This window comes from Dyella sp. (genome assembly GCF_051954575.1).
Classification (GTDB): Bacteria; Pseudomonadota; Gammaproteobacteria; order Xanthomonadales; family Rhodanobacteraceae; genus Dyella_B.
On the sequence record NZ_JBQCHP010000180.1, the window covers coordinates 1 to 24,537 of the forward strand.

Genomic DNA, 24,537 nt, shown 5'->3' on the forward strand with positions numbered 1-24,537 from the left:
GGCAGGGAACCATGGCAGTCGGACCCGCACCCCAAGAACACCAGGTCGTCTACACCACGCTGCATTTCGACAAACCGTGGTCGATGGACAGCTACGAACAAGTGGACGGCTATAAGGCGTGGAAGAAAATCCTCGCCGAAAAGCCTGATCCCGCCTCGATCGTCGAGATCGTCAAGAACAGCAACCTGCGCGGTCGTGGCGGCGCGGGCTTCCCGACTGGCCTGAAGTGGTCCTTCATGCCGAAGGGAAACATGCAGAAGTACATCCTCTGCAACTCCGACGAATCGGAGCCCGGCACGGCGAAAGACCGCGACATCCTGCGCTACAACCCGCACTCGGTGATCGAAGGTCTGGCCATCGCGTGTTACGCCACCGGTTCCACCGTGGCCTACAACTACCTGCGTGGCGAATTCCATCATGAGCCCTTCGAACATTTCGAAGAGGCATTGAAGGAAGCTTACGCAGCCGGCCTGCTCGGCAAGAACATCCAGGGCAGCGGTATCGACGTGGACATCTATGGCGCACTCGGCGCCGGCGCCTACATCTGCGGCGAAGAAACCGCGCTGATGGAATCGCTGGAAGGCAAGAAGGGCCAACCGCGCTTCAAGCCGCCGTTCCCGGCCAACTTCGGCCTGTACGGCAAGCCCACCACCATCAACAACACCGAAACCTACGCCTCGGTGCCGGCGATCCTGCGCAACGGCGCAGACTGGTTCCTGAATCTCGGCAAGCCGAACAATGGCGGCCCGAAGATCTTTTCGGTGTCCGGCCACGTCAACAAGCCCGGCAACTATGAAATCCGCCTCGGCACGTCCTTCAAGGATCTGCTCGAGATGGCCGGCGGCGTGCGCAACGGCAACAAGTTGAAGGCGGTGATCCCCGGCGGCTCCTCGATGAAGGTGCTGCCCGCCGACGTGATGATGGAATGCACCATGGATTACGACAGCCTGCAGAAGGCCGGTTCGGGTCTGGGTTCGGGGGCGGTGGTCGTGATGGACGAAACCACCTGCATGGTGAAGGCCTGCCATCGCATTGCGCGTTTCTACTTCAAGGAATCCTGCGGCCAGTGCACTCCGTGCCGCGAAGGCACCGGCTGGATGTATCGCGTGCTCACGCGCATCGTCGAAGGCAAGGGCACGCAGGATGACCTGCATCGCTTGAAAGCCGTCGCCGGCCAGATCGAAGGCCACACTATCTGCGCGTTCGGCGAAGCCGCCGCGTGGCCGGTGCAAGGTTTCCTCGCCCGCTTCTGGGATGAATTCGAATACTACGTGCAGCACGGTCGGTCGATGACCGAAGACCGTTTCGCACAAACCCGTGGAGTTGCTGCATGAGTGCGCAGCCAGCCAATACTGCCCCCGATGTGGTGAACATCGAGATCGACGGCAAGCCCACGCAGATCCGCAAGGGCGCCATGATCATCGAGGCGGCCGACAACATCGGCATCGCCATCCCTCGTTTCTGCTATCACCGCAAGCTGCCGATCGCCGCCAACTGCCGCATGTGCCTGGTGGACGTGGAAATGGGCGGCCGCATGATGCCCAAGCCGCAGCCGGCGTGCGCCACGCCGGTGGCCGAAGGCATGAAGGTCATCACGCGTTCGGACAAGGCGCTGAAGTTCCAGCGCGACGTGATGGAGTTCCTGCTGATCAACCATCCGCTCGACTGCCCGATCTGCGACCAGGGTGGCGAATGCGAGCTGCAGGACGTCGCGCTCGGCTACGGCCGCAGCGTGTCGCGTTACACCGAACGCAAGCGCACCATTGCCGACGAGAATCTCGGTTCGCTGGTTGCCACCGAGATGACCCGCTGCATCCAGTGCACGCGCTGCGTGCGCTTCACCAGCGAGATCGCCGGCACCTACGAACTCGGCGGCATGAGCCGCGGCGAGAACCTGCAGATCGGTACCTATATCGGCAAGGCGCTGGAAACCGAACTGTCCGGCAACGTCATCGACGTGTGCCCGGTCGGCGCGCTGACCAACAAGCCGTTCCAGTTCAAGGCGCGCGCCTGGGAACTGATCGCCAAGCCGTCAGTGGGCTACCACGATGCGCTCGGCTCCAACCTGTGGCTGCACACCCGCCGCGGCGAAGTGCTGCGCACGGTGCCGCGCGACAACGAAGCGATCAACGAATGCTGGCTGTCCGACCGCGACCGCTACAGCCATGAAGGCCTGTACGCCGCCGACCGCCTGCATGCGCCGGAAGTGAAGCGCAACGGCCAGTGGCAGACCACCACCTGGGACGACGCGCTCGCCGTCGCCATCGAAGCATTGAAGAGCGTGCCGGGTAGCGACCTGGGCGTGCTGGTGCATCCGGCCACGACCAGCGAAGAGGGCGAGCTGCTGGTTCGCCTCGCGCAAGGCCTTGGCAGTGCGCACATCGACCATCGCCTGCGTCAACTCGACTTTGCCGACAACGCGGTCGCGCAGACCTTCGCCATGCCGGTCGCCGACGTGGACAAGGTCAAGGCGGCGTTGCTGGTCGGCTCCGACCTGCGTTACGAAATGCCGCTGCTCAACCATCGCATCCATCAGGCGGTGAAGAAGGGCGCGAAGGTGTACGCGGTCAATCCGGCCGAGTTCCATTTCAATTACAACCTGGCTGGCGAGGCCGTGGTGCCACCGCACTACCTGGTCGATTCGCTGCTGGTGCTGGCCAAGGTCGCCATCGAGGGCGGCGCCGCGCAGCCGGGCTTCATCGCCAACGAATCGCTGGCGCCGCTGCAGGTCACCGACAAGGCGCGCGAAGCGATCGCTTCGCTGAAGTCCGGCCAGTCGGTGGTGATCCTGGGAGATGCGGCGGTTACGCATCCGCAGGCGTCCTGGCTGCGCGCGGTCGCGCGCTTCATCGCCGAAGCCACCGGCGCGGCCTACAACGAACTGCCGGTCGGCGCGAACGCCGTGGGCCTCACCAAGGCCGGCGTGCTGCCGGGCAACGGTGGCCTGCATGCGCAGGCGATGCTGGCGCAGCCGCGCAAGGGCTATCTGCTGTACGGCCTGGAGCTTCCGCACGATTTCGCCGACGGTGCTGCGGTCAGCCATGCGTTGAACAGCTCGCAGCATGTGGTGGCCTTCAGCGCGTTCGCCAACGCCGCGCTGCGCGACGTTGCCGACGTGATCCTGCCGATCGGCCTGCTGCCGGAAATCGACGGCACGCTGGTGAATGTGGATGGTCTGCTGCAGCGCGTGCAAGCGGGCGCGAAGGCGCCGGCCGAAGCACGCGCGGGCTGGAAGGTGCTGCGTGCGCTGGGCGGCCTGATGAAGCTGGCGGGCTTCGAATTCGACGACCTCGCCGGTTTGCGCGAAGGCCTGGTCGAACGCAAGCACGCCAGTTCGCAGGGTCTGGTCGAACGCAAGCCGGTGCAGGGCCTCAGCCGCCTCGCCACCTGGCCGATCTATCGCAGCGATGCGGTGGTCCGCCGCGCTACCTCGCTGCAGGCGCATCCGCTCAACCGTGAAGCGGCCGTGCGCGTGAACGCGAACGAAGCGCAGCGCCAGGGGCTGGCCGCTGGCGACAAGGTCAAGCTCGCCACCGCCGTCCTGCCGCTGGTGATCGATGCAACGGTGCCCGACGGCGCCGCGTGGATCGAAGCCGCCCACGATCAGACTGCGTCGCTGCCGCCGTACGGCGCGGCCATCACCTTGAGCAAGGCCTAACCCATGGACCAACTCTTTCATCAGCTTTTCCTGCCGCTGATTTACACGCTCTGCGTGGTATTGCCGCTGGTGATCACGGTGGCGATGTACGTGTGGTGGGAGCGCAAGGTGCTCGGCTGGATGCACGTGCGCATGGGGCCCAACAAGGTCGGCCCGTTCGGCCTGCTGCAGGCCTTCGCCGACGTGACCAAGCTGCTGTTGAAGGAAGTGATCCTTCCCACCAACGCGAACAAGGCGCTGTACTTTCTCGCGCCGCTGATCGCGCTGATTCCGGCGCTCGCCGCCTGGGCGGTAATTCCCTTCAGCGAAAAGCTCGCGCTGTCCAATGCGAACGCCGGTCTCCTGTATCTGCTGGCGATGACCTCGCTGGGCGTGTACGGCATCATCCTGGCCGGTTGGGCGTCCAACTCGCGCTACGCGCTGCTCGGTGCGATGCGCTCGGCCGCGCAGGTGATCTCCTACGAACTGGCGATGGGCCTGTGCCTGGTGTGCGTGCTGGTGCTGGCCGGTAGCTTGAACCTCACCGACATCGTGAACGCGCAGGCCGGTCACAAGGGCATCTTCGACTGGTTCATGTGGCCGCTGCTGCCGGTGTTCGTCGTCTACTTCATCTCGGGCGTGGCCGAAACCAACCGCGCGCCGTTCGACGTGGCCGAAGGCGAATCGGAAATCGTGGCCGGCTTCCATGTGGAATATTCGGGCTCGGCGTTCGCGCTGTTCTTCCTGGCCGAATACGCCAACATGATCCTGGTCAGCTTCCTGGCGGCGATCCTGTTCTGCGGCGGCTGGCTGAGTCCGTTGCCGGAAGTCGTGCCAGTGCTGGGCCACGCCAGCATCCTGTGGCTGTTTGCCAAGGTATTCGTGTTCGCCACCTTGTTCCTGTGGTTCCGTGCCACCTTCCCGCGCTATCGCTACGACCAGATCATGCGCCTGGGCTGGAAGGTGTTCATTCCCATCGGCATCGTCTGGGTGCTCGTGGCCGGCTGCATGAAGTACTACGGCCTGGTCCATGTCGGCACGGGAGGCTAAGGAAAAATCCATGTCCCGCGTTACCAACTATTTCAAGAGCCTGCTGCTCATCGAACTGCTCAAGGGCATGGCGGTGACGTTTCGGTACCTGTTCAGTCCGAAATACACCATGCGCTATCCGATGGAGCACATCCCCAAGTCCAACCGCTTCCGCGGGCTGCATGCGCTACGCCGCTACGCCAACGGCGAGGAACGCTGCATCGCGTGCAAGCTGTGCGAGGCGGTGTGCCCGGCACTGGCGATCACCATCGATTCGGCCCCGCGCGCCAGCGATGGCCAGCGCCGCACTACGCGCTATGACATCGACCTGTTCAAGTGCATCTACTGCGGTTTCTGCGAAGAAAGCTGCCCGGTGGACTCGATCGTCGAGACGCACATCCACGAATACCACTTCGAGCATCGCGGCGAAAACGTGGTGACCAAGCCGCAGCTGCTGGCCATCGGCGACCGCTTCGAGGCGGATATCGCGGCGGCCCGCGCCCAAGACGCGGCCTATCGCTAAGGGACACTAACGATGATCGATCCGTCTTTGTTCCAACTTATCTGCTTCTACGCGTTCGCCGCGGTGACCGTGGTGGCGGCGCTGTCGGTGGTGACCTTGCGCAACTCGGTGCATGCCGTGCTGGCGCTGGTGCTCACCTTCTTCAGCACCGCCTGCGTGTGGATGCTGGCCGAGGCCGAGTTTCTTGCCATCGCCCTGATCGTAGTCTACGTCGGCGCGGTGATGGTGCTGTTCCTGTTCGTGGTGATGATGCTGGACATCGACCAGGAGAAACTGCGCGAGGGCTTCGTGAAGTTCCTGCCGGTCGGCCTGATCGTGGCGGTGGTGATGCTGCTGGAAATGCTCGGCCTGATCGGCGTGCGCGTGATGCATGCGCAGACCATGGGCGACAATCCCGCCACCGCCGCCGGCATGTCCAACACGCAATGGCTGGGCATGGCGCTGTATACGCAGTACCTGCTGCCGTTCGAAATCGCCGCGCTGATCCTTACCGTGGGTGTGATCGCCGCGGTCGCGCTGACGCTGCGCCATCGCGTTGGCACGCGCAAGCAGCAGATCAGCGAACAGGTGGCGGTCAAGGCGCGCGATCGCGTGCGCATCATCAAGATGGCGGCGGAACGCCCGGTCGACAACACCTCCGCGCCGGCCCAGGAGTCCAAGCCATGATTACGCTTTCGCATTACATCGTGCTGGGCGCGATCCTGTTCTGCATCTCGGTGGCGGGCCTGTTCATCAATCGCAAGAACGTGATCGTGCTGCTGATGGCGATCGAGCTGATGCTGCTGGCCGTCAACATCAACTTCGTGGCCTTCTCCCGCTTCAGCCACGACGTGGCGGGGCAGGTCTTCGTGTTCTTCATCCTCACCGTGGCCGCGGCGGAATCCGCGATCGGCCTGGCGATCCTGGTGCTGCTGTTCCGTAACCGCAGCACGGTCAACGTCGCCGAAATCGACAGCATGAAGGGCTAAGCATCATGGAACTCTCTTCCTCCATCCTGTTGACCATTGCGCTCGCGCCGCTGGTCGGCTGCCTGTTCGCCGGCTTCCTCGGGAAGCAGATCGGCCGCGCCGGCGCGCACAGCATCACCATCCTGGGCCTGCTGGTGTCCTGCGGCCTGTCGTTTTACGTGCTCTACCAGATCGCCTTCGCCGGCGCGCCGGTCTACAACCACAACCTCTACACCTGGTTCGAGATCGGCAAGTACACCGCCAGCGTGGGCTTCCTCATCGATCGCCTCACCGCGATGATGATGGTAGTGGTCACCTTCGTGTCGCTGCTGGTGCATGTGTACACCATCGGCTACATGGCCGATGACCCGGGCTACCAGCGCTTCTTCAGCTACATCTCGCTGTTCACCTTCTCGATGTTGATGCTCGTGATGAGCAACAACTTCCTGCAGCTGTTCTTCGGCTGGGAAGCAGTGGGCCTGGTGTCGTACCTGTTGATCGGCTTCTGGTTCAAGCGCCCGACGGCGATCTTCGCCAACCTCAAGGCGTTCGTGGTCAACCGCGTGGGCGACTTCGGCTTCCTGCTGGGCATTTCGGCGGTGCTGTTCTTCCTCGGCACGCTGGACTACGCCACTGCCTTCAGTGCGGCGCCGACGCTGGTCGGCAAGACCCTCACGCTCACCCAGAACGTCCACTGGGATGCGGCCACGGTGATCTGCATCCTGCTGTTCATCGGCGCGATGGGTAAATCCGCGCAGGTGCCGCTGCACGTGTGGCTGCCCGATTCGATGGAAGGTCCCACCCCGATCTCCGCATTGATCCACGCGGCGACGATGGTGACCGCCGGCATCTTCATGGTGGCGCGTATGTCGCCGCTGTACGAGCTTTCGGAAACCGCGCTGAGCGTGGTGCTGGTGATCGGTGCCACCGGTGCGCTGTTCACCGGCCTGATCGGCATCGTGCAGAACGACATCAAGCGCGTGGTGGCGTACTCCACGCTGTCGCAGCTGGGCTACATGACGGTGGCGCTGGGCGTGTCGGCGTATGCCGGCGCGGTGTTCCACCTGATGACGCACGCGTTCTTCAAGGCGCTGCTGTTCTTGGGCGCCGGCTCGGTGATCATCGCCATGCATCACGAGCAGGACATGCGCTACATGGGTGGCCTGCGCAAGTACATGCCGATCACCTGGATCACCATGTGGATCGGCGCGCTGGCGCTGTGCGGCGTGCCGTTCTTCTCGGGTTTCTACTCGAAAGACGCGATCATCGAGGCGGTGCACTATTCGCATCGCTGGGGTGCGGGCTACGCTTACGTCTGCGTGCTGGTGGGCGCCTTCGTCACCGCCACGTATACGTTCCGCCAGATGTACCTGACGTTCCACGGCAAGGAGCGCTTCCGCGTCGAGCATCATCATCATGATCACCACGACGCGCACGGCCATGACCAGGCCAAGGACACGCATGCGCACCACCATCCGGTGCATGCCGACGTGAGCGGCCCGCACGCGCACGCGATGACCGACGATCCGGCCAAGCACGGCGGCCATGGCGGCCACGAGCCGGGCGTGCTGGAACATGCGCCGAAGGAGTCGCCGTGGGTGGTGACGCTGCCGTTGATCCTATTGGCGATTCCGTCGCTGCTGGTCGGCGCGGCGACCGCCAAGCCGCTGCTCTACAGTGGCTGGTTCGGCAGCGCGATCCATGTCGATGAAGCCAACAACGTGCTGGGCGAGATGGCGAAGGAATTCGAAGGCTGGGCATCTGCCGGTCTGGCGGGTCTCCATCAGCCTCCGTTCTATCTGGTGCTGGCGGCTTTCGCGCTTACCACCTATATCTACCTGTTCAACCCATCGCTCGCCGGCAAGATCAAGTCCGCGCTCAAGCCGTTCTGGGTGATCCTCGACCGTAAATACTGGGTCGACGACATCTACTTCGCGATCTTCGCGCGCGGCGGCGTCAAGCTTGGCCGCATGTTCTGGAAGGGCGGCGATGCCGCCGTGATCGACGGCGTGCTGATCGACGGTTCGGCCAGCCTGGTGCAGCGCATCGCCTCGGGCGTGCGCCGCGTGCAGTCCGGTTATCTGTATCACTATGCGTTCGCGATGATCCTCGGCCTGATCCTGCTCCTGGGCGGATATTGGTTCGTCGGGCACTAAAGGGAAGAGCTCCATGTTCAATCATTTGCTCAGCCTGCTGATCTGGCTGCCCATCGTCGGCGCGGTGCCCGTGTTGCTGGCCGGCTCCGGCCGTCCCAATACGGCGCGCTGGATTGCCTTGTTGATGGCGATCCTCACCTTCGCCGTCAGCCTGTTCCTCATTCCGCAGTACCACGCTGACGTGGCCGGGATGCAGCTGGTCGAAAGCCATCTGTGGATCGAGTCGCTCAACGTGCATTACGGCCTGGGCGTCGACGGCATCTCCGTCGCGCTGATTCTCTTGACCACCTTCGTGGGCATCCTGGTGATCGTGGGCGCCTGGGAAGTGATCCAGGACAAGCCGCACCAGTACATGGCCGCCATGCTGGTGCTCGAAGGCCTGATGATCGGCGTGTTCTGCGCCACCGACGCCTTGCTGTTCTATGTGTTCTTCGAGGCGATGCTGATCCCGATGTTCATCCTCATCGGTATCTGGGGTGGTCCGCGTCGCGTCTACGCAACCCTGAAGTTCTTCATCTACACGTTCTTCGGCTCAATCTTCATGCTGGTGGGTCTGATCTACCTGTACCTGAAGGCGGGCACGTTCGACCTGCACACGCTGGCCACGCTGCCGCTCAGCATGCAAGAGCAAAGCTGGCTGTTCTTCGCCTTCCTGCTCGCCTTCGCGGTGAAAGTGCCGATGGTGCCGGTGCATACCTGGCTGCCGGATGCGCACGTGGAAGCACCCACCGGCGGTTCGGTGGTGCTGGCGGCGGTGATGCTGAAGATCGGCGGATACGGTTTCCTGCGTTTCACACTTCCGATCGTGCCGGATGCGGCGCACCACTTCGCATGGGTGGTGATCCTGCTCAGCCTGATCGCCGTGGTCTACATCGGCTATGTGGCACTGGTGCAGGAAGACATGAAGAAGCTGGTGGCGTATTCGTCCGTGGCGCACATGGGCTTCGTCACGCTGGGCGTGTTCATCGCCTTCATGCTGGTGCGCGAGCAGGGCAATACCGATGCCGCGCGGCTTGGCCTGCAGGGCGCGATGGTGCAGATGATCTCGCACGGTTTCGTTTCCGGCGCGATGTTCTCGTGCATCGGCGTGCTGTATGACCGCCTGCATACCCGCCTGATCAAGGACTACGGCGGCGTGATCAACGTGATGCCCTGGTTCGGCTTCTTCTACGTGTTCTTCGCCATGGCCAACTGCGGCCTGCCGGGCACCAGCGGTTTCGTGGGCGAATTCATGGTGATCCTGTCCAGCTTCAGCGCCAATCCGTGGATCGCGCTGTTCGCCGCCTTCACCCTGATCATCGGCGCGGCCTACACGCTGTGGCTGGTCAAGCGTGTGCTGTGGGGCGAAGTCACCAATCCGCACGTGGCGGAAATGACCGATATCAACGGCCGCGAGTGGTTCGTGCTGGGTGCGTTCGCCGCCGCGGTGCTGGTGCTGGGCGTATGGCCCGAGCCGCTCACGCACTTGATGGACACTTCGGTGAACCAGCTCGTGCAAGTGCTCGCTATTCACAAGGTCTGATCGAGACGACCATGCCGACTATCAACGACATCCTGATCATGCTGCCGGAATTCTTTCTGGTGACGGCGGCATGCGTTCTCCTGCTGGCCGACGCCTTCATGAAGCCGGCGGAGCGCGTCTACCTGCACTGGCTTTCCATTGGCGTGCTGATCGTCACCGGTTACCTCGTGCTGCGCTTCCAGCCCGGCACGGTGACCGCGTTCAACGGTATGTTCATCCGCGACGGCCTGGGTACGATCCTGAAGCTGTTCGCCTTGCTGTCGACCATCCTGGTCTTCATTTACGGCCGTCCGTACATGATCGACCGCAAGCTGTATGCGGGCGAGTTCTATACGCTGATGATCTTCGCGGTGATCGGCGTGATGCTGCTGGTGTCGGCCGGCAACCTGGTCATGGTCTACCTGGGCCTGGAACTGCTGACGCTGTCTTCGTATGCGCTGGTCGCGCTGAATCGCGATTCGGGCCTTTCTTCCGAAGCCGCGATCAAGTACTTCGTGCTGGGCGCGCTGTCCTCCGGCATGCTGCTGTACGGCATGTCGATGGTGTACGGCGCCACCGGTACGCTGGACCTGGCGCAGTTGCATACCGCCGCGCCGCACAGCGCGATGCCGCACCTGTTGGTATTCGGCCTGGTGTTCATGGTGATCGGCGTGGCGTTCAAGCTCGGCGTCGCGCCGTTCCACATGTGGATTCCGGATGTGTATGAAGGCTCACCCACCGCGGTAACCGCGTTCATCGGTTCGGCGTCCAAGCTGGCCGCGTTCGGCATGGCGTTCCGCCTGCTCGCCACCGGAATGGGGGACTACGCCCAGCACTGGCAGATGATGTTGGCCGCGCTCGCCGTGCTGTCGCTGGCGATCGGCAACGTGGTGGCGATCGTGCAGAGCAATCTCAAGCGCCTGCTCGCCTACTCGACCATCTCGCACATGGGTTACTTGCTGCTGGGCCTGGTCAATGCAGGTCCCGAAGGCTACTCGGCGGCGATGTTCTATGCGGTGAGCTACGCGCTGATGTCCACCGCGGCCTTCGGCGTGATTCTCGCGCTCAGCCGCGCCGGTTTCGAATGCGAGAACATCGACGACTTCAAGGGCCTGAATCAGCGTGCACCGTGGATGGCGTTCCTGATGATGCTGTCGCTGTTCTCGCTGGCTGGTGTGCCGCCGATGTTCGGCTTCTTTGCCAAGCTGCTGGTGCTGCAGGCGGCGATCCACGCCAACATGCTGTGGCTGGCGATCGTCGGTGCGGTGTTCGCCATCATCGGTCTGTATTACTACCTGCGCGTGGTCAAGGTGATGTACTTCGACAAGCCCGAAGCGGGCACCGAAGTGCGTCTTCAACCCGATTTCACGCTGCGCGTGGCTTTATCGTTGAATGCGTTGGTGCTGCTTGCGCTGGGCCTTTATTGGGGGCCGCTGCTGAGCTGGTGCAAGCAGGCCTTCGTAGGGTGAGGAGAGTGATTCGCTCACGCATGCATGAGAAAACTTTGCGATTTGGGCTTGCAAGAATCCGGCCAGCTCGTTAGAATTCTCGGACTCTGATGCGGGGTGGAGCAGTCTGGCAGCTCGTCGGGCTCATAACCCGAAGGTCGTAGGTTCGAATCCTACCCCCGCTACCAGGTCTTTCTTGGACAAGAAAGCCTCCTCGTGAGGCTTTTTTGTTGGGCGCAAGGATGCGATGCGCTTTATCGGGTCATAATGGCCCGATAGGACGCAGGGAAAGGCCGAGCAGAGCGGCACATCGGCAAGGTAAGGGAATGGGCCGCTCGCGCCCATTTTTTGTTTCCGGAAACGGTATCGACGAGATTGGACACGCAAGCGCTAGCACGACGCTTTACCGAGGTTTTGGCGGATCTTCAGCTGGAATGCATCGGTGTGGAATTCAGCCCTTCGCAGGGGCAGAGTACCTTGCGCGTGTACATCGACACCGATGGGCGCGAGGTCAATCTAGACGATTGCGAGGCGGCCAGCCGCGAACTTTCTGCGCTGCTGGACGTGGAAGACCCGATTCCGGGCCATTACGTGCTGGAAGTATCTTCGCCGGGCATCGATCGGCCGCTGTTCACCGCCGAGCAGTTCGCCAAGGTGGTCGGGCAGGAAGCCAAGGTGCTGTTGAAGGCGCCACTGGAAGGCCGCCGCCGACTGCGTGGCAAGGTCGTTTCGGTGGAGGCCAGCCAGATCGGTCTTGAAGCAGAAGGCAAGGTTTTTCAATTCGAGCACGATGCGGTGGAAAGCGCGCGCATCGTGCCGGACTGGGCAGCGCTCGGTTACGTGCCGCAGCCCAAACCCGGCGGTCGCAAGCCGGGCAAGAAAAAAGGTTAGTTAAGGTCAATCTGTCGATGGAGCGCTGGAGCAGCGTTCACGGAGTGGTTGCAATGAGCAAAGAACTTTTGCTGGTGGTTGATGCGGTTGCCAACGAAAAAGGCGTGTCGCGCGACGTGATCTTCCAGGCCATGGAAGCGGCGTTGGCGTCCGCTGCGAAAAAGCGCTATCCGGATGAAGATCCGGATATCCGCGTCAGCATCGATCGCAACTCCGGCGACTACGAGACGTTCCGTCGCTGGGAAGTGATCGCCGACGACGGCGAGATGGAATCCCCGTTCCGCCAACTGCGCCTGATGGACGCCGAAGACGAGCGCCCCGGCGCGCAGATCGGCGAATTCATCGAGCAGCAGATTGAAAACGCCGAATTCGGCCGCATTGCAGCACAGGCCGCCAAGCAGGTGATCGTGCAGCGCGTACGCGAAGCGGAGCGGCAACAGGTGGTGGACGCGTTCAGGGATCGCGTGGGCGAGCTGGTCACCGGCATCGTCAAGCGCGTCGAGCGCGGCAACGTTTATCTCGACCTGGGCGGCAACGCCGAAGCCTTCATCCCGCGCGACAAGACTATTCCGCGCGAATCGCACCGCGTCGGCGATCGCGTGCGCGGGTATCTGCATGAAGTGAAATCCGAAGCGCGCGGTCCGCAGCTGTTCGTCTCGCGCGCGGCGCCGGAATTCATGATCGAGCTGTTCAAGCTCGAAGTGCCAGAAGTGGGCCAGGGCCTGGTGGAAATCAAGGGCTGCGCCCGCGATCCGGGCGACCGCGCCAAGATCGCGGTGGTCGCGCATGACACTCGCACCGATCCGATCGGCGCCTGCATCGGCATGCGCGGCTCGCGCGTACAGGCGGTATCGAACGAGCTCAACGGCGAGCGCGTGGACATCATCCTGTGGCACGAGAACCAAGCCCAGTACGTGATCAACGCGATGGCGCCGGCGGAAGTGCAATCCATCATCATGGACGAGGACAAGCACTCGATGGACATCGCGGTGGCCGAGGACAAGCTGTCCCAGGCCATCGGCCGTGGCGGCCAGAACGTGCGCCTGGCCAGCAAGCTCACCGGCTGGCAGCTCAACGTGATGACCCAGGACCAGGTCGCCGCCAAGAGCGAAGCGGAACAGGAATCGGCCCGCCAGCTGTTCATGGACAAGTTGGAAGTGGACCAGGAAATCGCCAACATCCTCGTGCAGGAAGGATTCTCCAGCGTCGAGGAAATCGCCTACGTGCCGAGCGCGGAGCTGCTGGCCATCGAGGGCTTCGACGAGGACATCGTCGAGGAGCTTCGCGCCCGCGCCCGCGACTCGCTGCTCACGGAGGCCCTGGCGGTCGAGGAAAACCTCGACGAACACCAGCCCTCGCAGGAACTGCTGGAGCTGGATGGCATGGACGAGGCGACCGCCTATGCGCTGGCTGAGCGCGGCGTCGTCACGGTGGACGATCTGGCCGACCTCGCGGTCGACGACCTGATCGACATCGACGGCATGGACGAGGATCGTGCTGCGGCACTCATCATGGCGGCGCGTGCGCCGATGATTGCGCGGCTGGAGAAGGGCGGCTAACCGCGGGCGGCAGCGCCCCGGATTGGGCGCGCCGGGAGGCCGAAGGGTCTCCACCAAGGACGGAGGTAGCCGTGCAAGAAAAATTTTTGTACGGACGATAAGCGCGGGAACGGCGGAGAAAGAATCACGATGTCGGACGTCACAATCAAACAACTCGCTCAGGTTCTGGGCATGCCTGTCGACCGGCTGCTGACGCAGCTCGGCGAAGCAGGCATGAAATTCTCGAATCCTGAGCAGGTCATCAGCAGCACCGAGAAGGTGAAACTGCTGGGCTTCTTGCGTCGCACGCACGGCAAGGCCGAGGCCGCCGTCGAGGTGGACGACTCCTCGCCGCGGCAGATCACCCTGAAGCGCCGCAAGATCAGCGAGCTCAAGGTCTCCACGCCCGGCGGCCGCGGTGCATCCTCCAGCGCCAAGACCGTGAACGTGGAAGTGCGCGCCAAGCGCACCTACGTCAAGCGCAGCGTGATCGCCGAAGAGGCGAGTGCGGAGCCGGAACGCGAAGAGGCGCTGCGCCGGCTGCAGGAATCCCAGCAGCAGCGCGAGCACGAAGAACAGGAACGCATCGACGCCGAGCAGCGGCGCCAGGATGAAGCGCGCCAACGCGCCGAAGAAGAAACCGCGCGGCGCGAGGCCGAGGCGGCCGAGCGCGCCCGCCAGGAAGCCGCCGCGCAAGCTGCCGCCGAAGCGCAGGCCGCGCCGGCGCCGCAGCCTGCCCCAGTCGTGGAACAAGAACCGGTGCGTGCGCCGGAACCGGCCGAGCCCGAGGAAGAGAAAGTGCCCGAATCACCGGCCGCCGTGCAGCGCATCGATCACAGCTCACTGGGCATGATCCTGCCGCGCATCCACGAGCCCCGTAAGCGCGAAAAGAAACCCGTCGTCGCCGCGCCCGCCCCGGCGCCGGCTCCCGCGCCTGCGCCCACCCCGGCCACCGCCGACCGCGCCAAGCCGCGGCATGGTGGTCGCGAACGCGACGACGTGGTCGGCGGCAAGCGTTTCGCCGCCGGCGAACTGCATCTTTCCGACGCCGACCGCGCGCGCCGCTCCAAGCGCGGCAAGGGCGGCAAGTCGAACGTGCGCGAAGTCTCGCGCGGCGGCAATGTGGCCGCCACCGGCTCGCATGGCTTCTCCAAGCCCACGGCGCCGGTCGTGCGCGAAGTGGTGGTGGGCGACGCCAACGTCGTCGCCGAGCTCGCGCAGAAGATGGCGGTCAAGGGTTCGGAAGTGGTCAAGGCGCTCTTCAAGATGGGCGTGATGGCCACCATCAACCAGACCATCGACCGCGACACCGCCATGCTGGTGGTGGAAGAACTCGGCCACAAAGCCGTGGAAGCCAGCGAGCAGGGCGCCGAAGCGGCGCTGGCCGCGCACACGCAGAACGCGGAGCTGGAAGGCGAGCGCGTATCGCGTCCGCCGGTGGTCACCATCATGGGCCACGTCGATCACGGCAAGACTTCGTTGCTGGACTACATCCGCCGTACCAAGGTCGCCTCGGGCGAAGCGGGCGGTATTACCCAGCACATCGGTGCGTACCATGTGGAAACGCCCAAGGGCGTGATCACCTTCCTCGATACTCCCGGCCACGCCGCGTTTACCGCGATGCGCGCGCGCGGCGCGCAATCCACGGACATCGTGGTGCTGGTGGTGGCTGCCGATGACGGCGTGATGCCGCAGACGCAGGAAGCCGTACAGCATGCGCGCGCCGCCAAGGTGCCGTTGATCGTGGCGGTCAACAAGATGGACAAATCCGATGCCAACCCGGACCACGTCAAGCAAGGCCTGGGCAATCTGGAAGTGATTCCGGAGGAATGGGGTGGCGACACGCCGTTCGTGCCGGTATCGGCCAAGACCGGCATGGGCATCGACAACCTGCTCGACGCCATTTCGGTGCAGGCCGAAGTGATGGAGCTCACTGCGGTCGAGGACGGCCCAGCCTCCGGCGTGGTGCTCGAATCCAGCCTGGACCGTGGCCGCGGCCCGGTCGCGACGGTGCTGGTGCAGCAGGGCACGCTCAAGCGCGGCGACTTCGTCGTATGCGGCATCGAATACGGCCGCATGCGCGCGCTGATCGACGAAACCGGCAAGACCGTGCAGGAAGCCGGCCCGTCGATCCCGGTGCAGGTACTGGGCTTGTCTGGCGTACCGGAAGCGGGCGACGACTTCGTGGTGGTGGCCGATGAGCGCCTGGCGCGCGAAGTGGCGGCCGAACGCCAGTTGAAGCGCCGCGAGACGCGCATGGTCAGCAAGGCCAACCGCCTCGAAGACATCATGGCGCAGATGGGCCAGACCGCCGAGCAGCAGACGCTCAACATCCTGGTCAAGGCGGACGTGCAGGGTTCGGTACAGGCCTTGCGCGAATCGCTCAGCCAGATCGGCAACGAGAACGTGAAGGTGAACGTGATCGCGGCCGGCGTCGGCGGCATTACCGAATCCGACGCCACGCTGGCGGCGGCCTCCAAGGCGCTGATCATCGGCTTCAACGTGCGTGCCGATGCCTCGGCGCGCAAGGTGATCGACACCGCCGGCCTGGACGTGCGCTACTTCTCGATCATCTATGACGTGATCGACCAGGTGAAACAGGCGGCATCCGGTTTGCTCGGCGTGGAAGTGCGCGAGGAGATCATCGGCATCGCCCAGGTGCGCGACGTGTTCCGCAGCTCCAAGTTCGGCGCCGTGGCCGGCTGCATGGTCACCGAAGGCATGGTCAAGCGCAGCAAGCCGATCCGCGTACTGCGCAACAACACTGTGATCTTCCAGGGCGAACTGGAATCGCTGCGCCGCTTCAAGGACCTGGTGGACGAAGTCCGCGCCGGCATGGAATGCGGTATCGCCGTGAAGCAGTACAACGACGTGAAGGTCGGCGACCAGATCGAGTGCTTCGAGCGCATCGAAGTGGCGCGTACGCTGTAAGCAGCACACTCCCTCTCCCCTCTGGGGAGAGGGTTGGGGCGAGGGGCCAATCTGGCCTCAGCCTGCGCATTTCTCACTAATTTCCGACTGACGATTTCCGGTTTAAGCACTCAACCCATGCCCTCCCGCGACTTCAAACGCACAGACCGCGTCGGCGCTGAGCTTCGCCGTGAACTCGGCACGCTGGTGCATGCCGCCGTGCGTGATCATGGGCTGCCTTCGTGCAGCGTGTCCGACGTGGAAGTCACGCGCGACCTGGACTGGGCGACCGTGTGGGTGACCGCGCTGCTGCCGCAGCAGTCGAAAGAAGCGGTGAAGGCGCTCAACGAATTGGCCGTCGAGTTCCGCCGCTCGCTCTCGCGCAGCATGCGTCTGCGTCGGGTGCCGGAACTGCGCTTCAAGTACGACGATTCGGTGGACAAGGGCGAGCGGATCGAGCAGCTGTTGCGCGATTCCGAGCCCGGAACGCAGGATTGACCGTAGGTTGGGGTGCGAACCCCAACATATCGCTCTTCCCATGCATGACGATGTTGGGGTTTGCACCCCAACCTACCTTTCTGCTTTTTACGATTCTCGACCACCCATGAGCCGCCGCCGACATCGCCCCGGTGCCCGTGACCTGCACGGCATCGTGCTGCTCGACAAACCGCTGGGGATGAGCTCGAACAAGGCGCTGCAGATGACCATGGCCATCCTGCGCGCCGCCAAGGGCGGTCATACCGGCGCGCTCGATCCGCTCGCCACGGGCCTCTTGCCGCTGTGCCTGGGCGAGGGCACCAAGCTGGCCGGCAGCCTGCTCGGTTCGCGCAAGGCCTACCTGGCCGAATGCCGGCTTGGCGCCACCACCACCACGGCCGACCTGGAAGGCGAGATCGTCGAGCGACGTCCTGTTCCCGCCCTGGACGAGGCGACCATCGAGGCCGTCCTTGCGACGCTGCGAGGTCGCATCGTGCAGGTGCCGCCGGTGTATTCGGCGCTGAAGCAGCATGGCGAGCCGCTCTACCTCAAAGCGCGCCGCGGTGAGGCCGTGCAGGCGCCGCCGCGCGAGGTGCAGATCGACCGCCTGGAGCTCGTCAGCCGCAGCGACGACAGCCTGACGCTGCACGTCGAGTGCGGCTCCGGCACCTACATCCGCAGCCTGGCGGTGGACCTGGGCGAGAGATTGGGCTGCGGCGCCCACCTCACGGCGCTGCGCCGGCTCTGGGTGGAACCCTTCCTGGAACCGGCCATGGTCACCCTGGATGAGCTGCGTGACGCTGCCGGACAGGGCGATGAGGCCGCCGACCGCTGGGTGCGGCCCCTGTCCGCGGGGGTGGCGAACTGGCCAGTGCTGCATCTGGACGCCGCCGCCAGCCTGGCTGTCTCACGGGGGCACCAGATTGCCTGGCCGGCGGACCAGGCGCCCGCGCGTTCGGCCGTTTTCGCGGCCGATGGGCGCCTGCTGGCCCTGGTCGATTGCGATGAGCAAGGCCGGGTGCGCATCCTGCGCGGCTTCAATCTCCCTGCCGCTATGTGATGGTCTTGTTGCAACGCGCTGCCGCTCGGTACAATACCGCGCTTGATTCAACACTTTCATTCAACCTGTCGGAGCTTGCGCAACGTCATCGAGCGGTGACGTTGCGCAAGTTCCGCACCCGTTTTTTTAAGGAAGACACCATGTCCCTCACCGCAGAACAGTCCAGCAAGATCATTGCTGACTTCGGCCACGCGCCGAACGATACCGGCTCCACGGAAGTGCAGGTCGCCCTGCTTTCCGCCCGCATCGAACACCTTACCGATCATTTCAAGACGCATAAGCAAGATCATCACTCCCGTCGTGGTCTGCTGAAGCTGGTCAACCAGCGCAAGCGCCTGCTCGGCTATCTGAAGGATCGTGATCTGGGCCGTTACCAGAGCCTGATTGAGCGCCTCGGCCTGCGCCGGTAATTCTTGCGCTCATCCATGATCGCTAAGATCAAAAAGCGGGCCGGCAGGGCCGCACTTTTAAAATCAGGACATCTAAAGTGGCGAAAGTAACCAAGTCATTCCAGTACGGTAATCACGAAGTCACACTGGAGACGGGCGAAATCGCCCGCCAGGCTTCAGGCGCCGTCATGGTCAGCATGGGCGGTACCGTGGTGCTGGTCACCGTGGTCGCCGCCTCCAAGGCGAAAGACGGGCAGGATTTCTTCCCGCTCACCGTCGACTACGTCGAGAAGTTCTACTCCGCCGGCCGCATTCCCGGCGGTTTCTTCAAGCGCGAAGGCCGTCCGACCGAGAAGGAGACGCTCACCTCGCGCCTGATCGACCGTCCGGTCCGTCCGCTGTTCCCGGAAGAGTTCAAGAACGAAGTGCAGATCATCGCCCAGGTGATCTCGCTCAATCCGGAAGTCGACGGCGACATCGCCTCGATGATCGGCGCCTCGGCCGCGTTGAGCCTGGCCGGCATTCCGTTCAAGGGCCCGATCGGCGCCGCGCGCGTGGGCTATGCCAATGGCCAGTACCTGCTGAACCCGACCGTGTCGGAGCTGAAGACCTCCGACCTGGACCTGGTCGTCGCCGGTACTGCCAACGCCGTGCTGATGGTGGAGTCGGAAGCCAAGCTGCTCAGCGAGGAAGTGATGCTGGGCGCTGTCGTGTACGGCCACCAGCAGATGCAGACGGTGGTCAACGCCATCAACGCGTTCGTCGCCGAAGCCGGTCGCAAGTCGTTCAAGTGGGAAGCGCCGGCACGCAACGATGCGCTGTTCAATGCCATCCAGAGCATTCTCGGCGATCGCCTGGAAAAGGCTTTCGCGATCAGCGACAAGCTGGAGCGTCGTGACGCCATTGCCGCGCTGAAGACCGACATTAAAGCCGGCATCGCTGAAACCGCCGCTTCGCACGGTTGGAGCGATCTGGACATCAGCAATGCCTTCGCCGAGATCGAATACCGCACCATGCGCGACGGCGTGCTGAAGACCAAGGTGCGTATCGACGGCCGCAAGCTGGACGATATCCGCCCGATTTCCGTGCGCGTGGGCGTGCTGCCACGCACCCATGGCTCGGCGCTGTTCACCCGCGGTGAAACCCAGGCGCTGGTCGTGACCACGCTCGGCACCGCACGTGATGCGCAGATCATCGACGCGCCGGAAGGCGAATCGAAGGATCCGTTCCTGTTCCACTACAACTTTCCGCCCTTCTCGGTGGGTGAAGCCGGTCGCTTCGGCGCGCCCAAGCGCCGTGAAATCGGCCACGGTCGCCTGGCCAAGCGCGGCGTGCAGGCCGTGAAGCCGTCGATGGAAGAATTCCCGTACGTGCTGCGCGTGGTGTCCGAAATCACCGAGTCGAACGGTTCCTCGTCCATGGCATCGGTGTGTGGTTCCTCGCTCGCCATGATGGATGCCGGCGTGCCGCTGAAGGCGCCGGTGGCCGGCATCGCCATGGGCCTGGTGAAGGAAGGTAACGATTTCGTCGTGCTGTCCGACATCCTGGGCGATGAAGATCACCTCGGCGACATGGATTTCAAGGTGGCCGGTAGCGCCGATGGCATCTCCGCGTTGCAGATGGACATCAAGATCGACGGCATCACCCAGGAAATCATGAAGGTGGCGCTGGAGCAGGCCAAGCGTGGCCGTCTGCACATCCTGGGCGAAATGGCCAAGGTGATCAGCCAGCCGCGCGCGGAGATGAGCGAATACGCACCGCGCCTGCTCACCATCAAGATCCATCCGGACAAGATCCGCGAAGTGATCGGCAAGGGCGGCGCCACCATCCGTTCGATCACCGAAGAAACCGGCACCACCATCGACATCAGCGACGACGGCACCGTGGTCATTGCCTCGGTCAATCGCATGGCGGCGGAAGAAGCGCGCAAGCGCATCGACCAGATCGTCTCGGACGTCGAGCCGGGCCGCATCTACGAAGGCAAGGTTGCCAAGCTGATGGACTTCGGCGCGTTCGTCACGATCATGCCCGGCAAGGATGGCCTGGTGCACGTGTCGCAGATTTCCAACGAGCGCGTGGAGAAAGTCTCCGACAAGCTCAAGGAAGGCGACATCGTGAAGGTGAAGGTGCTGGAAGTGGACAAGCAGGGCCGTATCCGCCTGTCCATGAAGGCCGTCACCGAAGACGAAGGTGCCAGCGTGTGACGCTTTTCTGACACGCCGGTCCACGAAAACGCCCGCGCTGCATAGCCGGGCGTTTTCATTTCTGTACATGGGTATTTGGTAGCATGGCGTTTCACCTCGAGGATGCAGGCATGCCCGACCAGGCGAACGACGTTCTGAAGGATTACCAGGCTTTCGCGCAGCAATCCTGGGAAACCTGGATGCGCTACCTGCAACAGCCCCAGGGTTCGGCCCATCCGTTTGCGGGCTTCGGCATGGGCGCCGCGGCCGCGCCGCAGGACGACCTGCTCACCCGCAGCCTGGCCAGCCTCAAGGCCTACGGCAACTGGCTGCAACAGGCCGCCAGCGCCGGCATGATCCAGCCGACCATGCAGCCATGGCAGCAGCAACCAGCCGCCATGCAGTCGTTCCTTTCCGCATTCACGCCACCGTTCGCGCAAACCGTGGCCGGCATCGACAGCGCATCCGCCTTCGGGCTGGAGCATCAGTGGCAGGCGTGGCTGCAGGCCATGCAACAGGCTGGCATCGCAGGCGGCATGCCCAACCAGATGGCCGCCTTCGGCATCACGCGCGAATTGCAGCTCGATCAGCAGGCGCTGGCCGCGGCCATGCAGGAATACGCCCAGATCAACGCGCGCTACCAGGCGCTGCTGCAGAAGGTCAACGCACAGGGCATCGCACGGCTGCAGGAAATGCTCAGCCAACAAGAATCCGGCAAACAGGTCGAATCGCTCAAAGGCCTGTATGACTTGTGGGTCGACGCAATGGAAGAGGCCTACGCTCAAATGGCCCTCTCCGACGAATTCCGCGAAGTGTTCGGCGCGTTGACGAATGCGCAGATGCAGGTGCGCAAACTGCAGCAGCAACACACCGAACAGGTCTGCCGCGAACTGGGCATTCCCACGCGCAGCGAAGTGAACAGCCTCGGCCAGCGCGTGCAGCAGTTGCGGCGCGAACTCAAGCAAGCGCAGTCGCGCGGGCAGAGTGAATCCAGCCCGGACGATTCCCTGGTCGATACGCTGCAGGCGGAAATCGCCACCCTCAAACGCGAACTCGAGGCGAGCAAGACGGCGGCGAAGGTTCGCCCGATCCAACGCAAGTCCGGCAGCGGTAACGGCAAAACCGTCTCGCCCTCGCAGCGCACGAAAGCCACGCGCTCGGCCGCCGGCAAGCGCAAGTAAGGAGCCAGCATGCAGAATCCGTTGCATATCGATCCGCAGCAGGCCTTCAACGAAATCGCCGCCTTCCAGCGCAAGCTGGCCGCCGGCCTGCAGAACCTCTATGGCCTGGGCGAACAGGATTACGCCAATACGCCGCGCGAAGCGGTGTATCGCGAAGACAAGCTCACCGTCTGGCACATGAAGGGCAACCACAAGCCCACCGCCAAGGTGCCGACGCTGATCGTGTACGCACTGGTCAACACCGTGTGGATGACCGACCTGCAGGAAGACCGCTCGCTGGTGCGCAATCTGCTCGAGCAAGGCGAAGACGTATACCTGGTCGACTGGGGCTATCCCGACGGCGCCGACCGCTGGCTGACGCTGGACGATTATCTCAACGGTTATCTGGACCGCGCCGTGGACGCCATCTGCAAGCGCCACGGTCTGGACGCCATCAACCTGCTTGGCATCTGCCAGGGCGGGACGTTCTCCCTGTGCTACACCGCCATGCACCCGGAGAAGGTGAAGAACCTTGTCACCATGGTGACGCCGGTGGATTTCCGCACGCCCGACAACATGCTCTCGCATTGGGTGCAGAGCATGGATGTCGACCTGTTCGTCGACACACTGGGCAACATTCCCGCGGAGCTGATGAACTGGGTGTACCTGATGCTCAAGCCGCTGCGCCTGAACCAGCAGAAGTACGTGAGCATGGTCGACATCCTCGACAATCCCGCGGAACTAAAAAACTTCCTGCGCATGGAACGCTGGATCTTCGATTCGCCCGACCAGGCCGGCGAGGCATTCCGCGAATTCATCAAAGGCTTCTTCCAGCAGAACAAATTGATCAAGGGCGATCTGCAGATCGGCAAGCAACCGGTGGACTTGGGCATGATCACCCAGCCAGTGTTCAACATCTACGCAACGCAGGATCACCTGGTGCCACCGGACGCCTCGCGCGCGCTGCAAAAGCACGTCGGCACCACCGACTACACCGAGCTGGCCTTCAAGGGCGGACACATCGGTATCTACGTGTCCGGTCGCGCGCAGCGCGAAGTCGCCCCAGCGATCCACCAGTGGCTGCGCGCGCGCGGCGGCTGAAGTAGGTTGGGGTGCAAACCCCAACATCGATCCATCCAGATATCACGACGTTGGGATTGGCACCCCAACGGGTTTCGTCCGGACTGTGACGCCGCATGACAGCGTCATCCGATAAACTATCGCGATGACAAATCCTGCTTCCGCTCACGACACCATCCGCGCCGTGCAATGGCGTGGCGATCATCTGCGCCTGCTCGACCAGCGCCTGCTGCCCGCCGAAGAAACCTGGCTGGATTGCCGCGACTACGCGGCGGTCATTCATGCCATCAAGGACCTCGCCGTGCGCGGCGCTCCGGCAATCGGCATCGCCGCAGCCTGGGGCGTGGTGCTTGCCGCGCAGCAGGGCGCGCCGATGGAACAGGCGCTGGCCCAATTGCGCGCGGCGCGTCCCACCGCGGTGAACCTGATGTGGGCGCTGGACCGCATGAAAGCACGTATCGCTGCAGGCGCGGATACGGCTGCGCTGGAACGTGAAGCGCAACTTATCCAGGACGAGGACCTGGCCGCCAACCGCCACATGGGCGAACTGGGAGCAGCCTTGATCGCGCCGGGTTCGGCCGTGATGACCCACTGCAACACCGGCTCGCTGGCCACCTCCGGCTATGGCACGGCGCTGGGCGTGATCCGCGCAGGTGTTGCTGCCGGGCGCATCGACCACGTTTATGCCGGCGAAACGCGTCCCTGGCAGCAGGGTGCGCGCCTGACCATGTGGGAGCTGGTGCGTGACGGCATCCCGGCCAAGCTGATCGCCGATTCAGCCGCCTCGCACCTGATGAAGGCGGGCGAGGTGAAATGGGTGATCGTCGGCGCCGATCGCATCGCCGCCAATGGCGATACCGCCAACAAGATCGGTACGTATCAGCTCGCCATCGCCGCGCGCCATCACGGCGTGAAGTTCATGGTGGTGGCGCCGTCGTCCACGGTCGACATGGCGACGGCCTCGGGCGAGGACATCGACATCGAACTGCGTGATGCTGCCGAGCTGCTCAGCACGGCGGGCCGTCGCACCGTGGTCGAAGGCGCGCAGGCCTGGAATCCGGTGTTCGACGTGACGCCGGCTGCGTTGATCGACGCCATCGTCACCGAGCGCGGCGTGATCGAACATCCCACGCTCGAGCGCATGCAGGCCGTCTTCGCCGCATGAGGCTGCGGCACGAAGTGATGCTGTTTGCGATCGGCGGAGCGCTGGGCTTCGTCGTCGATGCGGGCATCGTGCAGAGTCTGGTGAGTTTCGCGCACTTCAATCCTTACGCCGGCCGCGTGATTTCCTTCCTTGTCGCGGCCACCGTCACCTGGTGGTGGAACCGCAGCCAGACCTTCGCCGCGCGCCACAGCGGGCGCTCGCTGATGGTGGAATGGCTGCACTGGATGGCCTTGATGAGCGGTGGCGCGGCGGTGAATTACATCGCCTACGTGGTCTGCCTGATGGCCTTTCCCAGCTGGCATCGGTGGCCGGCGCTGGCGGTCGGCGTGGGCTCGATTTTCGCCGCGTTCGTCAATTTCGTCAGCGCCCGCACGCTGCTTTTCCGTCGCCCCAAAACAGGCTCCTAACTCCTTGATTGGAAAGGCACAATTCGGGCCTTTCCA

20 protein-coding genes and 1 tRNA gene are annotated in these 24,537 nt (G+C 63.6%); all 21 read left to right on the plus strand.

Annotation, left to right across the window (positions count from 1 at the left end):
* Positions 1 to 11 precede the first annotated feature (11 nt).
* The 21 genes from nuoF to ACTHNE_RS20965 all read left to right on the plus strand — a co-directional run bounded on the left by nuoF (position 12) and on the right by ACTHNE_RS20965 (position 24,501).
* Positions 12 to 1,334, plus strand: coding sequence for an NADH-quinone oxidoreductase subunit NuoF (gene nuoF / locus ACTHNE_RS20865; protein ID WP_440270240.1), 1,323 nt, complete (start codon positions 12 to 14; stop codon positions 1,332 to 1,334).
* Entirely contained in the window at positions 1,331 to 3,658 is a 2,328-nt protein-coding gene (gene nuoG, locus ACTHNE_RS20870) for an NADH-quinone oxidoreductase subunit NuoG (protein WP_440270218.1), read from the plus strand. Before nuoF ends, nuoG begins: the two co-directional genes overlap by 4 nt.
* A 3-nt stretch (positions 3,659 to 3,661) precedes the next feature.
* Positions 3,662 to 4,687: an NADH-quinone oxidoreductase subunit NuoH gene (gene nuoH, locus ACTHNE_RS20875; RefSeq protein WP_440270219.1), complete on the plus strand. Its 1,026-nt coding sequence runs from the start codon at positions 3,662 to 3,664 to the stop codon at positions 4,685 to 4,687.
* A 10-nt stretch (positions 4,688 to 4,697) separates the two neighbouring features.
* The gene (nuoI, locus tag ACTHNE_RS20880) at positions 4,698 to 5,189 is read left to right on the plus strand and encodes an NADH-quinone oxidoreductase subunit NuoI (RefSeq protein WP_440270220.1); all 492 of its coding nucleotides are present in this window, start codon (positions 4,698 to 4,700) and stop codon (positions 5,187 to 5,189) included.
* A 12-nt stretch (positions 5,190 to 5,201) separates the two neighbouring features.
* Positions 5,202 to 5,855 carry an NADH-quinone oxidoreductase subunit J gene (locus tag ACTHNE_RS20885; protein ID WP_440270221.1) on the plus strand — a complete coding sequence of 218 codons (654 nt, stop codon included), beginning with the start codon at positions 5,202 to 5,204 and terminating at the stop codon, positions 5,853 to 5,855.
* Positions 5,852 to 6,157 (plus strand): NADH-quinone oxidoreductase subunit NuoK, encoded by a 306-nt coding sequence (gene nuoK / locus ACTHNE_RS20890; RefSeq protein ID WP_126682804.1) that lies wholly within the window; start codon positions 5,852 to 5,854, stop codon positions 6,155 to 6,157. The genes ACTHNE_RS20885 and nuoK overlap by 4 nt, the downstream gene beginning before the upstream one ends.
* A 5-nt stretch (positions 6,158 to 6,162) precedes the next feature.
* Positions 6,163 to 8,292 (plus strand): NADH-quinone oxidoreductase subunit L, encoded by a 2,130-nt coding sequence (gene nuoL / locus ACTHNE_RS20895; protein ID WP_440270222.1) that lies wholly within the window; start codon positions 6,163 to 6,165, stop codon positions 8,290 to 8,292.
* Positions 8,293 to 8,305: 13 nt separating this feature from the next.
* Positions 8,306 to 9,814 carry an NADH-quinone oxidoreductase subunit M gene (locus ACTHNE_RS20900; RefSeq protein ID WP_440270223.1) on the plus strand — a complete coding sequence of 503 codons (1,509 nt, stop codon included), beginning with the start codon at positions 8,306 to 8,308 and terminating at the stop codon, positions 9,812 to 9,814.
* 11 nt (positions 9,815 to 9,825) lie between these two features.
* A complete protein-coding gene (gene nuoN / locus ACTHNE_RS20905; RefSeq protein ID WP_440270224.1) occupies positions 9,826 to 11,262 on the plus strand; it encodes an NADH-quinone oxidoreductase subunit NuoN in 1,437 nt (478 codons plus the stop codon).
* Positions 11,263 to 11,352: 90 nt separating this feature from the next.
* Positions 11,353 to 11,429: transfer RNA gene (locus ACTHNE_RS20910), tRNA-Met, on the plus strand.
* Between the two features lie 187 nt (positions 11,430 to 11,616).
* On the plus strand, positions 11,617 to 12,132 hold the full coding sequence (gene rimP, locus ACTHNE_RS20915; RefSeq protein WP_440270225.1) for a ribosome maturation factor RimP: 516 nt from the start codon (positions 11,617 to 11,619) through the stop codon (positions 12,130 to 12,132).
* Positions 12,133 to 12,185: 53 nt separating this feature from the next.
* A complete protein-coding gene (gene nusA / locus ACTHNE_RS20920; protein WP_440270226.1) occupies positions 12,186 to 13,691 on the plus strand; it encodes a transcription termination factor NusA in 1,506 nt (501 codons plus the stop codon).
* Positions 13,692 to 13,820: 129 nt separating this feature from the next.
* Positions 13,821 to 16,601: a translation initiation factor IF-2 gene (infB, locus tag ACTHNE_RS20925; protein ID WP_440270227.1), complete on the plus strand. Its 2,781-nt coding sequence runs from the start codon at positions 13,821 to 13,823 to the stop codon at positions 16,599 to 16,601.
* A gap of 117 nt (positions 16,602 to 16,718) precedes the next feature.
* Positions 16,719 to 17,078 (plus strand): 30S ribosome-binding factor RbfA, encoded by a 360-nt coding sequence (rbfA, locus tag ACTHNE_RS20930; protein WP_324946375.1) that lies wholly within the window; start codon positions 16,719 to 16,721, stop codon positions 17,076 to 17,078.
* 106 nt (positions 17,079 to 17,184) lie between these two features.
* Complete coding sequence (gene truB, locus ACTHNE_RS20935) at positions 17,185 to 18,117, plus strand: tRNA pseudouridine(55) synthase TruB (RefSeq protein ID WP_440270228.1); 933 nt, start codon at positions 17,185 to 17,187, stop codon at positions 18,115 to 18,117.
* A gap of 140 nt (positions 18,118 to 18,257) precedes the next feature.
* Positions 18,258 to 18,527 (plus strand): 30S ribosomal protein S15, encoded by a 270-nt coding sequence (rpsO, locus tag ACTHNE_RS20940; RefSeq protein WP_192674877.1) that lies wholly within the window; start codon positions 18,258 to 18,260, stop codon positions 18,525 to 18,527.
* Between the two features lie 77 nt (positions 18,528 to 18,604).
* Entirely contained in the window at positions 18,605 to 20,710 is a 2,106-nt protein-coding gene (pnp, locus tag ACTHNE_RS20945) for a polyribonucleotide nucleotidyltransferase (protein ID WP_324946379.1), read from the plus strand.
* A 110-nt stretch (positions 20,711 to 20,820) separates the two neighbouring features.
* Positions 20,821 to 21,870 (plus strand): poly(R)-hydroxyalkanoic acid synthase subunit PhaE, encoded by a 1,050-nt coding sequence (locus tag ACTHNE_RS20950; protein WP_440270229.1) that lies wholly within the window; start codon positions 20,821 to 20,823, stop codon positions 21,868 to 21,870.
* Positions 21,871 to 21,879: 9 nt separating this feature from the next.
* Positions 21,880 to 22,950: a class III poly(R)-hydroxyalkanoic acid synthase subunit PhaC gene (gene phaC, locus ACTHNE_RS20955; protein WP_440270230.1), complete on the plus strand. Its 1,071-nt coding sequence runs from the start codon at positions 21,880 to 21,882 to the stop codon at positions 22,948 to 22,950.
* Positions 22,951 to 23,074: 124 nt separating this feature from the next.
* Positions 23,075 to 24,094, plus strand: coding sequence for an S-methyl-5-thioribose-1-phosphate isomerase (gene mtnA / locus ACTHNE_RS20960; protein WP_440270231.1), 1,020 nt, complete (start codon positions 23,075 to 23,077; stop codon positions 24,092 to 24,094).
* On the plus strand, positions 24,091 to 24,501 hold the full coding sequence (locus tag ACTHNE_RS20965; RefSeq protein ID WP_324946388.1) for a GtrA family protein: 411 nt from the start codon (positions 24,091 to 24,093) through the stop codon (positions 24,499 to 24,501). The genes mtnA and ACTHNE_RS20965 overlap by 4 nt, the downstream gene beginning before the upstream one ends.
* The last annotated feature ends 36 nt before the right edge of the window (positions 24,502 to 24,537 follow it).

What these genes read in the sequence shown, in the direction of transcription:
- phaC (WP_440270230.1), top strand. Translation starts at nt 21,880, where the DNA reads ATGCAGAATCCGTTGCATATCGATCCGCAGCAGGCCTTCAACGAAATC.
- ACTHNE_RS20950 (WP_440270229.1), top strand. Translation starts at nt 20,821, where the DNA reads ATGCCCGACCAGGCGAACGACGTTCTGAAGGATTACCAGGCTTTCGCG.
- nuoI (WP_440270220.1), top strand. Translation starts at nt 4,698, where the DNA reads ATGTCCCGCGTTACCAACTATTTCAAGAGCCTGCTGCTCATCGAACTG.
- truB (WP_440270228.1), top strand. Translation starts at nt 17,185, where the DNA reads ATGAGCCGCCGCCGACATCGCCCCGGTGCCCGTGACCTGCACGGCATC.
- rbfA (WP_324946375.1), top strand. Translation starts at nt 16,719, where the DNA reads ATGCCCTCCCGCGACTTCAAACGCACAGACCGCGTCGGCGCTGAGCTT.
- ACTHNE_RS20965 (WP_324946388.1), top strand. Translation starts at nt 24,091, where the DNA reads ATGAGGCTGCGGCACGAAGTGATGCTGTTTGCGATCGGCGGAGCGCTG.
- mtnA (WP_440270231.1), top strand. Translation starts at nt 23,075, where the DNA reads ATGACAAATCCTGCTTCCGCTCACGACACCATCCGCGCCGTGCAATGG.
- nuoL (WP_440270222.1), top strand. Translation starts at nt 6,163, where the DNA reads ATGGAACTCTCTTCCTCCATCCTGTTGACCATTGCGCTCGCGCCGCTG.
- nuoG (WP_440270218.1), top strand. Translation starts at nt 1,331, where the DNA reads ATGAGTGCGCAGCCAGCCAATACTGCCCCCGATGTGGTGAACATCGAG.
- nuoF (WP_440270240.1), top strand. Translation starts at nt 12, where the DNA reads ATGGCAGTCGGACCCGCACCCCAAGAACACCAGGTCGTCTACACCACG.
- nuoH (WP_440270219.1), top strand. Translation starts at nt 3,662, where the DNA reads ATGGACCAACTCTTTCATCAGCTTTTCCTGCCGCTGATTTACACGCTC.
- infB (WP_440270227.1), top strand. Translation starts at nt 13,821, where the DNA reads ATGTCGGACGTCACAATCAAACAACTCGCTCAGGTTCTGGGCATGCCT.
- ACTHNE_RS20900 (WP_440270223.1), top strand. Translation starts at nt 8,306, where the DNA reads ATGTTCAATCATTTGCTCAGCCTGCTGATCTGGCTGCCCATCGTCGGC.
- nuoK (WP_126682804.1), top strand. Translation starts at nt 5,852, where the DNA reads ATGATTACGCTTTCGCATTACATCGTGCTGGGCGCGATCCTGTTCTGC.
- ACTHNE_RS20885 (WP_440270221.1), top strand. Translation starts at nt 5,202, where the DNA reads ATGATCGATCCGTCTTTGTTCCAACTTATCTGCTTCTACGCGTTCGCC.
- nusA (WP_440270226.1), top strand. Translation starts at nt 12,186, where the DNA reads ATGAGCAAAGAACTTTTGCTGGTGGTTGATGCGGTTGCCAACGAAAAA.
- rpsO (WP_192674877.1), top strand. Translation starts at nt 18,258, where the DNA reads ATGTCCCTCACCGCAGAACAGTCCAGCAAGATCATTGCTGACTTCGGC.
- nuoN (WP_440270224.1), top strand. Translation starts at nt 9,826, where the DNA reads ATGCCGACTATCAACGACATCCTGATCATGCTGCCGGAATTCTTTCTG.